6 protein-coding genes are annotated in these 14,198 nt (G+C 74.0%); 1 reads left to right on the top strand and 5 read right to left on the bottom strand.

The window, feature by feature from the left end:
* On the bottom strand, window positions 1-1,939 hold a 1,939-nt coding region (locus IE273_RS20070), incomplete at its 3' end, for a condensation domain-containing protein (RefSeq protein WP_189816540.1).
* Window positions 1,940-1,984: 45 nt separating this feature from the next.
* Window positions 1,985-3,034 carry a 2,3-diaminopropionate biosynthesis protein SbnA gene (sbnA, locus tag IE273_RS20065; protein ID WP_189816539.1) on the bottom strand — a complete coding sequence of 350 codons (1,050 nt, stop codon included), beginning with the start codon at window positions 3,032-3,034 and terminating at the stop codon, window positions 1,985-1,987.
* 230 nt (window positions 3,035-3,264) lie between these two features.
* On the opposite strand from sbnA, the gene IE273_RS20060 reads away from it, so the two are divergent.
* Window positions 3,265-10,479 (top strand): non-ribosomal peptide synthetase, encoded by a 7,215-nt coding sequence (locus IE273_RS20060; protein ID WP_189816538.1) that lies wholly within the window; start codon window positions 3,265-3,267, stop codon window positions 10,477-10,479.
* Window positions 10,480-10,559: 80 nt separating this feature from the next.
* On the opposite strand, the gene IE273_RS20055 is transcribed toward IE273_RS20060, so the two are convergent.
* The 3 genes from IE273_RS20055 to IE273_RS20045 all read right to left on the bottom strand — a co-directional run bounded on the left by IE273_RS20055 (window position 10,560) and on the right by IE273_RS20045 (window position 14,184).
* Complete coding sequence (locus IE273_RS20055; protein ID WP_189816557.1) at window positions 10,560-11,240, bottom strand: AfsR/SARP family transcriptional regulator; 681 nt, start codon at window positions 11,238-11,240, stop codon at window positions 10,560-10,562.
* A gap of 212 nt (window positions 11,241-11,452) precedes the next feature.
* On the bottom strand, window positions 11,453-11,743 hold the full coding sequence (locus tag IE273_RS20050) for a helix-turn-helix domain-containing protein (protein WP_189816537.1): 291 nt from the start codon (window positions 11,741-11,743) through the stop codon (window positions 11,453-11,455).
* A 245-nt stretch (window positions 11,744-11,988) separates the two neighbouring features.
* Window positions 11,989-14,184 (bottom strand): MMPL family transporter, encoded by a 2,196-nt coding sequence (locus IE273_RS20045; RefSeq protein WP_189816536.1) that lies wholly within the window; start codon window positions 14,182-14,184, stop codon window positions 11,989-11,991.
* Window positions 14,185-14,198 lie beyond the last annotated feature (14 nt).

Below are 14,198 nucleotides of genomic sequence, written 5' to 3'. Positions count from 1 at the left end.
CCCCCGCCACCAACTCCAGATCCCCGACCTTCGCCCACAGGTGGTTCACCATCCCCGAGCGCTGCACCATCGCCCCCTTGGGACGACCCGTGGACCCGGACGTGAACATCACGTACGCCAGATCCAGGCCCCCGCCGACGCAGGGGAGTTCGGTGGTGTGGGTGGTGTCGGAGGGGTCGGCGAGCGGCAGGGCGGTCAGGCCGGGGTGGTCCGGTGCGTCGTACGCGCCGCCGGTGAGGAGGTGGCGGGCGCCGCTGTCGGCGAGCAGGGACGCGTTCCGGGCCGCCGGGGCCGCCGGGTCCAGCGGCAGATACGCCCCGCCGGCGGCGAGTACGCCGAGCACACCGGCCACGAACGGCGCCCCGGGGTCGGCGAGCATCGCCACCACCGAGCCGGGACGGAACCCGGCGGCGGTCAGACGGGCGGCGACGCCGGCGGCCCGGGTCAGCAGCTCCCGGTAGGTGACGCTGCCCGTGCCGTCGGTGACGGCGACGGCGTCCGGGGTGCGGGCGGCCACCGCGCGCACCCGCTCGACCAGGCCCTCGTACCCGGCGCGCTCGGCCTCCGGGTCCCAGGTGCCCAGCAGGCCGACCGGCTCGCCGGGCGCGCGCAGGCCGACGCGGGCGAGGGGCTGGTCGGCGGGGAGCGCGGCGAGGTCGGCCAGGAACGCCTCGAACCGGGCCAGGTGGGCGGCGAGTCCGGCGTCGGTGTACAGCTCCGGGTTGCCGTCGAGGTGGATCTCCATCGTGCCGTCGACGGTGTTGAGGACGGTCACGATGAGGTCGTTGACGATGCCGGTGGACAGGTTGACGACCGTGCCCGGGCAGTCGCCGAAGGCCAGCGCCGGGTCCTGGTTGAGGACGTTGATGAAGGGGCCGAAGACGCGCCGGTCGTCGGTGCGCAGGCCGATGTCGCGGCGGATGCGGTCCGCGCGGTACCGCTGGTGCTTCAGGGCGCCGGACACCTCGGTCCAGGCCCGCCGCAGCAGCTGCGGGGCCGTCAGTTCGGGGCGGACGCGCACGGCGAGCGGCAGGTAGTTGGCGAGCATGCCGGGGATCTCGCGGGCGACCGCGCCGGTACGGCCGGTGACCGGGAGGGTGAGCAGCGGCTCGGTGACTCCGGTGACCCGCTGGGTGTAGGCGGCCATGGCGCCGACCATGAGGACGGGCAGGGTGACCTTGCCGGTCCGGGCGAGGTCCCGCAGCGCCTCGGTGGCCTCGGGGCTGAGCCGGGTGGTGTGGCGCAGGGCGCTGCGGCCGGGGGCCGGGTCGCGGTCGGAGAGCGAGACGAGTTCGGGTGCCGGGCCGTCGCCGGAGGCGGTGAGGCGGCCGGTCCAGTAGGCGCGGTCGCGGTCGACGTGCGGGGACTCCAGGTAGCGGCGTTCGGCGTCCAGCAACTGGTGGAAGGCGGGGATGGCGTCGGCGTCCAGGGCCGCGTCGTCCTCGCCGGCGGCCAGCCGCGTGTAGAGGGCGGCGAGCTTCGGGTAGAGCAGGGCGCGGCTGAAGCCGTCGGCCAGGATGTGGTGCATGCACAGGTAGAGCAGGTGGTGCTCGGGGCCGAGGGTGAGCAGCGCGCCCCGGAACAGCGGGAAGTCGGTGATCCGGAGCGGGTCGGCGTGGTCGGCGCGCATCCAGCGCCCGGCGGCGCCGAGCGGGTCGGGTTCGTCGCTGAAGTCGAGTTTCCGCAGCGGGAGCCGGGCGAGCGGCCGGATGATCTGGCCGGGGACGCCGGCCTCCTCCACGAACTGCACGCGCAGTCCCTCGGCCTCGTGTCCCAGGCGGTGCAGCGCCCGTTCCAGCAGCCCGGTGTCGAGCGGGCCGCGCAGGTCGATGTAGTCGGCCATGTTGTAGCCGAGCGGTCCGGTGGCGAACTGCTCGTCGAACCAGATCTCGGCCTGCGCCGCGGTGAGCGGGAGGACGGCGCCTCGGTTTGTCGTCATCGCTTTGCTCTCCGTCATTCTCGAAGTCAGCCCCGACCGGCCCGTTCAGTCCGCGGAGGCGGCAGCGGCGGCCGGCGTCAGCTCGCCCGTGCCGTCCCGGCCGGCCCGGTCCGCCGCCGGTCCGGTCAGCGGGCCGGGGCCGAAGGCACCGCGCACCCACTCGTCGTGGTAGACGGTCTCCATGTAGCGGTCGCCCAGGTCGGGCGAGATGGTGACCGCGGTGATCTGCTCGCGGACCCCGCCGGCCCCGTCGCCGTAGTGCTCCTCCAGCCAGCGCAGGGCACCGGTCACGGCGGTTCCGGTGGAGCCGCCGACGGGGAAGCCGTGCCGCATCAGCGTCCGGCAGGTCCGCACGGTGGCCGCCTCGGGCACGTGCACCACGGCGTCGACCAGGCTCTCGTCGAGCAGCGCCGGCCGCACGCTGGTGCCGAGGCCGGGAATGTGCCGGGTGCCGGCCGGTCCGCCGAAGGTGACGGAGCCGATGCTGTCGACGGCCACCACCCGCACCGAGGGCCGGCGTTCCCGGAACCAGCGGGCGCAGCCCATCAGGGTGCCGGTGGTGCCGGCGCCGACGAACAGCACGTTCAGGTCGGGGAACTGGCGGGCGATGGCGGGGGCCGTGGTGCGGTAGTGGGCCATCCAGTTGCCGGGGCTGAGGTACTGGTTCAGCCACACCCGGGAGTCGTCGGCGGCGAGCAGTGCCTTGACGTGGCGGATCCGTGCGCCGAGGAAGCCCTCGGTCCCGTGCGGTTCGGTGACGACGTGGACCTCGGCGCCGAGGGACTCCATGGTGCGCCGGGTCACCGCGTTGCAGCGGGTGTCGGTCACGCACAGGAAGCGGTAGCCGCGGCTCGCCGCGAGCAGGGCGAGCGCGACGCCCATGTTGCCGGACGAGGACTCCACGAGGGTGGAACCCGGGCGGAGCCGGCCCGCGGCCTCGGCCTGGGCGACCATCTCGCGGGCGGCCTTGAGTTTGATGGATCCGGCGAAGTTGAATCCCTCGATCTTCAGGAACAGGCGGCGCCCGAACAGCGGCTGAAGATTCACGAAAAGGTCGCTGACATCGAATTCGTGCGACGCGGTGATGACCGGCACTGGCACTCCTGGCCTTCGGCGGCGAATGGGCCTCGCCGGCAAGCCTGTCGACGTGCACTGACCGTGGACTGACGGTTTGCTGACGGTTTCCGGCCATGTCGGCGCGCCCGCGAAGTGTCAGCTGGCGGTCAGTTGTTCGTCAGCGCGCTCGTGAAATCGTCGTTTGGTTGGAATCGTGCGGGCCGGAAATGTTCCCGCGCTCATCCCCGCTCTTCCGTGAGGAGCACGGCTTGAACCGGCAATCCGCCATCAGTGAAGTCCTCCCGCTGTCGCCGCTGCAACAGGGGCTGCTGTTCCTGTCCGCGTACGACCGGGACGCCACGGACGTGTACGCGCTGCAACTGGTGCTCGACCTCGCGGACGTGACCGACGCGGACGCGGAGGCGCTGCGGGGGGCCGCGGGCGCGCTGCTCGACCGGTACCCGAATCTGGCGGCGTGCTTCCGGCACCGCAAGAGCGGCGAGGCCGTCCAGGTGCTGCCCCGGTCGGTGGAGCTGCCGTGGGCGCAGCGGCGGCTGCCCGCCGCCGGGTTCGACCGGGCGACCGGCGAGGAGCGGCTGCGCCGCTTCGACCTGGCCCGGCCACCGCTGCACCGCTTCCTGCTGCTGCGGGCGGACGACGGACGGGCCCGGCTGCTGTGGACGGTCCACCACATCCTGGTGGACGGCTGGTCGATGGCCACGCTCACCCGTGAACTCGCCGAGACCTTCGTACGGTTCCGGGACGGCGGCACGCTGCCGGTCCGGCCGGCGGCCCCGCCGTACCAGGCCTACCTCGCCTGGCTGGGCACGCAGGACACGGAGACGGCCCGGGAGGCGTGGCGCCGGGCCCTGGACGGGGTGACGGAGCCGACGCGGCTGGTGCCGGGGGGCGGGGACACCGGCGGAGCCACGAGCGCGGGGGCCGGCGGGAGTACCGGGCTGCCGCGGCGGGTCACCGTCGACGTGCCGCCCGGGGTCTCCTCCGCGCTGGCCGGCTTCGCCCGGTCCCGGGGGCTGACGGTCGGCGCGGTGGTGCAGGGCTGCTGGGCGCTGCTGCTGTCCCGGCTGACCGGGCAGGACACGGTGGTGTTCGGAACCGTCGCCTCCGGCAGGCCCGCGCAGTTGCCGGACGTCGAGCGGATGGTGGGCCTGTTCGCCAACACGCTGCCGGTACGCGCCGACGTGGCCGGCCGGCTGACCCCGGCGGAGCTGTTCGAGCGGGTGCAGCGGGCGCGGACGGGGCTGCTGGCGCACGAGCACCTGCCGCTGGCGGAGATCCAGCAGGGGACGGCGGTGCGCGGTGAGCTGTTCGACACGGTGCTGCTGTTCCAGAACTATCCGATGGGCGGGCCGGATGCGGAACCGGCCCTGTCGGGACCCCGGGTGACCGGCGTGGACATCCGCTCCGCCACCCACTACCCGCTGACCGTGACCGTGTTCCCCGGTGAGCCGTTCGAGCTGGCCGTCGACCATCTGCCGGCGCTCGTCCCTGAGGCCGAGGCGCGCCGCGTCGGGCGGTGTCTCGTCCGGCTGCTGGAGGAGACGGTGCGCCGGCCGGACGAGCCGTGCGGCCGGCTGGACCTGCTGGACGCCGGGGAGGCGGGCCACGTCCTGACGGACCGCAACCGCACGGAGGAGCCGGTGCCGGGGCCGTGGCTGGCACCGCTGCTGGAGCGGTGGGCCGCGCGCACGCCCGACGCCCCGGCGCTGCGCTGCGGCACCGAGCGGCTGACGTACCGGGAGCTGCACGAGCGGGCGGACCGGCTGGCGGCGGCGCTGCGGGCGGCGGGCGCCGGTCCGGAGCGGCTGGTCGGGCTCGCCCTGGACCGGTCGGCCGATCTGGTGGTGGCGGCGCTGGCCGTGCTGAAGGCGGGCGCGGCCTACCTGCCGCTCGACCCGGACCACCCGGCGGAGCGCCTGCGCCTCATGCTGGCGGACGCCACGCCGGTGGTCACCCTCACCCACCACCGGATCCGCCCCCTGCTGGACACGATGGGCACGCCGCTCACGGGGCCCTTGTGGCTGCTGGACGAGGACCCACTGCCGACCCTCCCGGCGCACCCATCGCACCCATCGCACCCCAAGACACCGCCCGCCACCCACCCGGCCACCCCACCGGCGTCAGCCACCACCGCACCGACCGCACACCCGGTGCCCCCCGCGGCCCCGGCCACGCCCCCGGCCTCTCCCACCGGCCCCGCGGACCCCGCGGCCACCGCTCCCCTCCCTCCCCATGGCGACCACCCGGCCTACGTCATCCACACCTCCGGCTCGACCGGCCGGCCGAAGGGTGTGGTCGTTCCGCACGGCGCGCTCGTGAACCTCGTCGCGGACATGGGCCGGCGCTGTGCGGTGACGGCGGCGGACCGGTTCCTCGCGGTGACGACGTTCGGGTTCGACATCGCCAACCTGGAGCTGTTCGTGCCGCTCGCGGCGGGCGCCGAACTGGTCGTCGCCGACCGGGAGACGGTCCGCGACCCGGCCGCCCTGGCGACGCTGATCAGGGACTGCGGTGCCACCCTGCTCCAGGCCACGCCGAGCCTGTGGCAGGCCCTCGCCGGCTCGCACGCCCAGGCCCTCGCCGGCCTGCGGGCCCTCGTCGGCGGTGAGGCGCTGCCCGAACCCCTGGCCCGTTCGCTGACCGCGCACTGCGCGTCGGTCACCAACGTGTACGGCCCGACGGAGACGACGATCTGGTCGACGGCGGCGCCCCTGCCCCCGGTGCCGTCCGGCCCGCCGCCCATCGGCCGCCCCATCGCCAACACCCGGGCCTACGTCCTGGACCCGGCGCTGCGCCCGGTGCCCGACGGCTGTTTCGGCGAGCTGTACCTCGCCGGCGCCGGTCTCGCCCGTGGCTACCTGGGCCGCCCGGGCCTGACCGCCGAGCGGTTCACGGCCGATCCGTTCGGGCCGCCCGGCACCCGCATGTACCGCACCGGTGACGTGGTGCGCTGGTCGCCGGACGGCACGGCCCTGGAGTACGGGGGCCGCACCGACCACCAGGTGAAGATCCGCGGGCACCGCATCGAACTCGGCGAGATCGAATCCGTGCTGGGCGCGCAGCCCGGCGTCGAGCGGGCCGTCGTCACCGCCCGCACCGACCAGAGCGGGGACACCCGCCTGGTCGCCCATGTCGTACCGGCAGGGACCGACCGCGACCGGCTGCGGGAGCGCGCGTCCGCGGTGTTGCCCACGCACATGGTCCCTGCCGTGTACGTCTTCCTGGACGAGCTGCCGCTGACACCCAACGGCAAGGTCGACCGCAAGGCACTGCCCGCCCCGGCCGAGCGGCGGGCGGGCACGGGCCGGCCGCCGTCCGGAGCGCGCGAGGAACTGCTGTGCGCGGTCTTCGCCGAGGTGCTGGGTCTGGACCGGGTGGGGGCCGACGACGACTTCTTCGCGCTCGGCGGCCACTCGCTGTCCGCGATCCGGGTCGCCAACCGGCTGCGGGCCGAGCTGGGCACGGAGGTCCCGCTGCGCACGCTGTTCGACGCCCGCTCGGCCGAGGCGCTGGCACGCGCCCTGGCCGGGGAAGCGGACGGAACCTCGCCGCCGGTCCGGCCCGCGCTGCGCGCGGCGGTGCGCCCGGAGGCGCCGGACGTCCTGTCGTACGCGCAGGAGCGCCTGTGGTTCCTGGACCGGATGGGCGCGGGGGCCGGCTACAACATCCCGCTGGCGGTACGGCTGTCCGGCCCGCTCGACACCGGGGCGCTGGGCGCGGCGGTGGCGGATGTGGTCGCCCGGCACGAGACGCTGCGCACGCTGTTCGTTGCGGCCGACGCCGGGGCGGCGCCGCTGGTGCTCGCCCCGGAGGAGGCGGACGCCCGCCTTGAGGTCGTACCGGTGCCGGACGAGGACGCCCTGGCCGGGGCGCTGGCCGCCGAGGCGGCCGAGCCGTTCGACCTGTCCGCCCGGATCCCGGTGCGGGCACGCCTGTTCGCGCTCGGCGACGACACGCACGTACTGGCACTGACCCTGCATCACATAGCCGCCGACGGCTGGTCTTTCGGGCCGCTCGCCCGTGACCTCACCACCGCCTACGCGGCCCGTCGGGCCGGTCGCGCCCCGAACTGGCCGCCGCTGCCCGTGCGGTACGCCGACCACGCCCGCTGGCAGCGCGCGCTGCTCGGTGCCAAGGACGACCCGGACAGCCTGCTGTCCGCCGAACTCGCCCACTGGAGCGAGGCGTTGGCGGGCATGCCGCAGGAACTTCAGCTGCCGGCCGACTTCCCCCGGCCGGCCCGGTCCTCACAGCGCGGCGCCGCGGTCACCCGTACGCTGCCCGCCGACGCCCACGCCCGGCTCGCCGAGCTGGCCCAGGACGCCGGTGCCAGCCTGTTCATGGCCGTCCAGGCGGGTCTCGCGGCCGTCCTGACCCGGCTCGGCGCGGGCACCGACATCCCGCTGGGCAGCCCGGTAGCCGGGCGGACCGACGAGGCGGTGCGCGATCTGGTCGGCTGCTTCGTCAACACGCTGGTGCTGCGCACCGACACCTCCGGCGACCCGTCGTTCGCGGCGCTGCTGGAGCGGGTGCGGGAGACGGACCTGACCGCGTACGCGCACGCCGAGCTGCCGTTCGAGCATCTCGTCGACGAACTGAAGCCGCAGCGGTCGCTGGCCCGGCACCCGCTGGTGCAGGTGGTGCTCTCCGTCACCCCGGGCGACGCCCCGCTGCCCGCGCTGCCGGAGCTGACGGCCACCGTGGAGCCGGTGCCCTCCCGCACGGCCAAGTTCGACCTGGCCTTCGAGGTGACGGAGCGCCGTGGCGCCGACGGCGGCCCCGCCGGGCTCGACATCCGCCTGGAGTACGGCACGGACCTGTTCACCGGGGCCACGGCGGACCGCCTCGCCGGTGCCCTGGCCGTGCTCCTCGCCGACGCGGCCCGCACCCCCGGCGCGCCGATCGGTGCCCTCGCCCTGCTCACCCCCGAGGAGCGCCGCGCCCTGCTGACCGGGGGGCACGGCCCGTCCCGCCCCCGTCCGGAGCTGACGCTCCCGGCGCTGTTCGAGGCGCACGCGGCGGCGGCACCGGACCGTGCGGCGCTGGCGGTGCCCGGCGGGGCGGAGGTGTCGTACGGGCGGCTGAACGCGGACGCCAACCGGCTCGCCCGGCTGCTGCTCGGCCACGGGGCCGGCCCGGGTGAAGTGGTCGCGCTGGTCCTGCCCCGCTCCCCGCTCACCGTGACGGCGCTGCTGGCGGTGCTGAAGACCGGCGCGGCCTATCTGCCCGTCGACCCGGACTACCCGGCCGAGCGCATCGCGTACATGCTCGGCGACGCGGCCCCGGCCGCCGTCCTCACCGTCCGGGAGTGCGCCGGCCGGGTGCCGGACGGCACGGCGCGGGTGGTGCTGGACGACCCGGCCACCACGGACCTCGTCGCCGGCCTGTCCGGCGCCGACGTCACCGATGCCGAGCGGACGCGCCCGCTGTCGGCGCGGGACACCGCGTACGTCATCTACACGTCCGGGTCGACCGGCCGGCCCAAGGGGGTGGCGGTGCCGCACGCGGGCGCGGCCCACCTGGTCGCCCACCACCGCGAGGAGCTGGGTACCGGGCCGGACACCCGGGTGCTCCAGTTCGCCTCGTTCAGTTTCGACGCGACCGTGTGGGAGCTGGCCGCCTCGCTGTTCTCCGGCGGCACCCTGGTGCCGGCCACCGCCGAGAGCCGGCTGTCCGCTCCGCTGCTCGCCGGCCTGCTCACCGAAGAGCGGATCACCCACGCGCTGCTGCCGCCGACCGTCGTCGGCCGCTTCCCGGAACCGGCCGCCCTGCCCGCGGACCTGTGCCTGATGGTCGGCGGGGAGGCCTGCCCGCCCGCCGTCGTGGAGCGCACCGCACCGCGGGTGACCCTGCGCAACGCCTACGGCCCGACCGAGATCACGGTGGCCGCCACCCTCAGCGCCCCGCTCGCCCCGGACGGCGGCCGGCCGCCGATCGGCCGGCCCCTGCCCAACGTCCGGGTGTACGTCCTGGACACGGCCCTCGCGCCGGTGCCGGACGGCATCACCGGCGAGCTGTACATCGCGGGCGCGGGTCTGGCCCAGGGCTACCGGGGCCGCCCGGCCACCACGGCGGAGCGGTTCGTCGCCGACCCCTACGGGCCGCCCGGCACCCGCATGTACCGCACCGGGGACCTGGTGCGCCGGCGCGCGGACGGCGAGCTGGACTACGTGGGCCGCGCCGACCAGCAGATCAAGCTGCGCGGCTTCCGGATCGAGCCGGGGGAGATCGAGTCCGCGCTCACCCGGCACCCCGTGATCGCGCAGGCCGCCGTGGTGCTGACCCCGGCGGACGGCGGTGGCCGGCTGACCGGGTACGTGGTGCCGGTACCGGGTGTGGCCGCCGTCGACGTGCCCGTGCTGACCGCGTACCTCGCCGAGTCGCTGCCCGCGCACATGGTGCCGACCGCACTGGTGTCGCTGCCCGCGCTGCCGCTGACCCCGAACGGCAAGCTCGACGTCCGGGCCCTGCCCGCGCCCGGCGCCCCGGCGCCCGCAGGCACCGGGCGGGCCCCGCGCACCCCGGCCGAGCGGGCGCTCGCGGAGGTGTTCTGCGAGGTGCTGGGCCTGGACGAGGTCGGTGCCGACGGGGACTTCTTCGCGCTGGGCGGGGACAGTCTGCGGTCGGTGGAGGTGGTCGGCCGGGCTGCCAAGGCCGGGCTGACGTTCGCCCTGTCCGATGTCTTCGCGCACCGCACGGTGGCGGCCCTGGCGGCGGTCGCGACCCCGGCCGGGGCCCGGGACGCGGTCGCCGTACCGCTGCTGGAGATCCGGCCGCAGGGCACGGCCGCGCCGCTGTTCTGTGTGCACGGCGGGGTCGGCTTCGGGCTGCCGTTCGCGGAGCTGGCCGCGCGTCTCGACCCGGACCGGCCGGTGTACGCGCTCCAGTCCGACGGTGTCGCGGCGGAGCCGGGTGCCTGGGACCGGCCGGCGGACGTGCGGGAGCTGGCGGCGACGTATGTGGAACGGGTGCGGCGGGTACGGCCGCACGGGCCCTACCACCTGCTGGGCTGGTCGTTCGGTGGGCTGGTCGCGCACGAGATGGCCGTCCTGCTCCAGGCGGCGGGCGAGCGGGTGGCGTCCCTGGCGGCCCTCGACGCCTTCCCGGTGGCGCCCGGCGATCCGAACCCCACCGACGAGGAGATCCGGTCGGCCTTCCTCGCCCACCACGCACGCGGCATGACGGTCGCGGACCGGGACCTGGACCGGCTCATGACGGTGATGCGCCACCACACCGACATCGCGCGGGAGTTCACTCCCGGACGGTTCGCCGGCCCGCTGACGCTGTTCGTGGCGACGCACGGGCAGCCGGCTCCCACCGGCGAACTGGCGGCGCGCTGGCGGCCGTACCTGGACGGCCCGCTCACCGTGCACGAGGTCGCGTGCGGGCACGAGGAGATGCTGGGCGGTACGGCGGTACGGCGGATCGGCGCGCTCATCGACAGCGCGCTGCGGGAGGTCTGAGCGCGGGCACGGGAAAGCGCCGGCGGCCTGGGTGGCGCCGGCGCTCCGTCCGTCCGGTCAGCCGATCACCGTCCGTCCGGTCACAGCAGCGAGGGGTCCTGCATCAGGATCGCCTGGTACAGGGTGTGCAGCCGCCGGCTGGGCTTGAGGCCCAGTTCGTCGTCGAGCCACTTGCGGGTGCGGTGGAAGATGTCGACGGCCTCGGACTGGCGTCCGCACCGGTAGAGCGCGATCATCAACTGCTCGCTGAACCGCTCGCGTTCGGGATACTGGGCCAGGAGCTGCTTCAGCTCGGCAACGACGACCCCCGCCTCGCCGGCCTGCAGTTGCGCCTGGATCAGATCCTCCCGCGCGGTCTTGCGCTGTTCGTCCAGCCGCAGGGCCACGGCCCGGCAGCGCGGTCCGTCGCTCACGTCGAGCAGGGCGGGCCCGCGCCACATGGCGAGGGATTCCCGCAGCAGCCGGATGGACTCGTGCGGCTCCCGGGCGACCAGGGTGGCGCCCTGTTCGGCCAGCCGCAGGAAGCGGTAGGCGTCGAGGGCCTCCTCCGGCACGTCGAGCATGTAGCCGTTGTCGACGGTGCGGATCAGTCCCTCCTCCCCGTCCGGGAAGCCGAGTTCGGCCAACGACTTCCGCATGCGCCGCACATTCGCCTGCAAGGCGTTCCGCGTGTTCTTCAGCGGGGCCTCGCCCCAGAGTTCGTCGATCAGTTCATCGAAACCGACGACTTGACCAGGATTCAGCGCGAGCATGGTCAGCATCACGCGAATCTTCTTCGCCCGCACACCGATGGTTCTTTGACCATCCCCGATCAGCAGCGGACCCAATATGGAGATGTGCACCAAATTCCCGTCCCTACTCATAAAAACCGGTCACAAGCCCCCACCTCGCGACCCACGGGGCGGTCACGGAACCGTGGGTGGGCGCAATCAACGGCGCCCGACACAGGGAAACGTCCGAGAGTCAGAACTGATCAATTATCAGTCACATCTGGCCGGTTAGGCACTGTACCTTCGTACATGAGCAGGTGGGCCTGGGCCACGAGACCCACCTGAAGACGGGATTCCACTTTCAGCTTCGCCAGGATGCTCGCCACATGGGCCTTCACCGTGCGTTCCGTCACGCGCAACCTGACCGCGATCGCGCGATTCGATAACCCCGCTCCGAGCAACGAGAAGACCTGCCTCTCGCGCTCCGAGAGCGACTCCACCTGGGCGAGCTGATACTGCCAACGAGTCGACGGCAGGCCGTCGTCACCGTGCATAAGGGCCACTCCCCGTGATCGCCCCGCTTCCCCCGTCAGCGTGCGCCGGAAACAGTCGGTCGGCTTGTTTCCGTCGAACGCGGGACCGAGTGTAGCGCCCTGACAACCGAAGGCGCAGACAAAGAACTCCACCGCCGCAATTCACAGGCAAGGCCGGACCGGACCACGTGAAACGGCCGGGGAGACGGAGTCACCCGTCTCCCCGGCCGCCCCGGGCCGTGGCGCTCACCGCCGCGCGCCCGGCCTCACGACACCGTGGCCCGCCCCGCCACCGTGGCCGGAACGCGCACCGGCCGCGTCTCGTCCTGGCGGGCCAGGCGCGAGGGCCACCAGGTCTTCCAGCCGAGCAGCGTCACCACCGACGGCAGGACGACGATCCGGATGAGCGTGGCGTCCAGCAGCACCGCGCAGGCCATGCCCACGCCCAGCTGCTTCATCTCGATGAAGTTGAGCGAGGCCAGCAGGGCGAACACACAGACCATCACCACGGCCGCGCTCGTCACCACGCCGGCCGTGCGGGTGATGCCCTGCTCCACCGCCTCCCGGATGCCGAGCCCGCCGCGCGCCGCCTCCCTGATCCGGCTGATCACGAACACGTGGTAGTCCATCGACAGACCCAGCAGGATCACGAACAGCAGCAACGGCAGCCAGGCCACCACCCGTCCGGTCGACTCGAAGCCCAGCAGACCCTCCGCCCAGGTCCGTTGGAAGATCAGCGCGAGCACCCCGAAGGAGGCCACGGCGGACAGCACGTTCAGCACCACGGTGATCGCGGCGAGCATCAGCGAGCGGAACGCCGCCGCCATCACCAGGAAGGTGAACACCAGCGCCACCAGCAGCACCCAGGGCATCTTGTCGACGACGTTCGCCCGGTAGTCCACGTCGTAGGCGACGTCGCTGCCGCCCACCGCGTACCGGGCGCCCTCGATCCGGCCCACCGTGGCCGGGGCGATGTCGTCGCGCAGCCGGAACAGGGACTCCTGCGCCTGCCGCGAACTGCTGTCGAAGCGCGTGCCGACGGCGATCGTCGCCACCAGCCCGTCCCGCGAGGTCCGCACCTCGGGGGCCGGGGTGTGCACGAACAGACCGTCGTGCCCGACGCGCGTGACGAGCGCGTCGATCCCCTCGGCCAGCTCCGCGCCGTGCCCCGCGGGCACCCGGACGGCGACCGTGTGCGTGTCCGCCTGGCTCGGGAAGGACCGCGTCAGCCGCTCGTTGGCCTGCATCGCGGGGATCGACCGGGGCAGGTCGTCGATGCCGGTGGCCTTCAGCCGCAGGTCCAGGGCGGGCACGGAGAGGGCGAGCAGCGCGCCGACGGAGAGGACCAGCGCCAGCGCCGGGTGCCGCAGGGCCGGCTTCAGCATCGCCGACCACAGCCGCGGCTTGACGCCGCCCTTCTGGGTGAGCCGCCACACCAGCGGCACCCGCGGCTTGTCCAGGTAGCGGCCGAACTTGGAGAGCATGGCCGGCAGCACGGTCAGCGAGGCGAGCATCGCGATGGCCACCACCAGCACCGCGCCCGTGGCCATCGACTCGAAGGCGATGTGCCCGGCGAGGTAGAGCGCGCCCATGGACGCCATCACGACCAGGCCCGAGATCATCACCGAGTGCCCGGAGGTGGCGGCGGCGATCTCGATGGCGTCGATGTGGTCGGCGCCCAACGCCCGTTCCTCGCGCTGCCGTTTGAGGTAGAAGAGCGAGTAGTCGACGCCGATGGCCATGCCCATCAGGACGATGATGTGGGTCACCGGACCGGGGTCGGGCACCAGCTGCGAGGCCACGCCCCACAGGCCGAGCCCGGCGAGCACCGAGGAGATGCCGAGCAGCACCGGGACGCTGGCGGCGACGATCGCCCCGAACACGAAGACCATCACGACCAGCGTCACCGGCAGGCTCAGCACGGTGGCCTTGCCCAGGTCCCGGTCGAGCATGTCGTTCAGGCCCGCCTTGATGGAGCCGGCGCCGACGAGTTCGACGCGTACGTCGGTGTGCGCGTCACGGACCTTCGCCACCTTCTCCAGCAGCGGCCCCACCCGGTCGGCCGCGGTCTGAGGGTCACCGGCCAGGGTCACGGGCACGAGCAGCGCCGACCCGTCCGGGGCGAAGACGGGCCGGCCGACGGCGGCGACGCCCTCGACGCCCTTCAGGGCGCTGACGGCCTCGCCCGAGGCGCGCTCGGCGGCAGCCCGGTCCAGGCTGCCGCGGTAGGGCGTGACCAGGATGTTCTCCACAGCGCGGCTCTCCAGACCGCCGCTGCGGGCCAGGGCGGCGGCCCGCCCGGACTGTCCGATGGCCAGATCCGAGTCGGTGGCGGACCGGGTACCCGTCATACCGCCGACCGCCAGGGCACCGAGCACGAACACCACCCAGAGCGTCATCGCCCACCACGGGTGGACGGCGCTCCACCGGGCGGCCCTGGTGATCAGGTTCCTGCCTGCCACGTCTGCTCTCCCCT

Source organism: Streptomyces olivaceoviridis, from assembly GCF_014650115.1.
Taxonomy (GTDB): Bacteria; Actinomycetota; Actinomycetes; order Streptomycetales; family Streptomycetaceae; genus Streptomyces; species Streptomyces olivaceoviridis.
The sequence above is the reverse complement of the archived record's forward strand: the minus strand, read 5'-3'. Positions and strand labels throughout refer to the sequence as shown.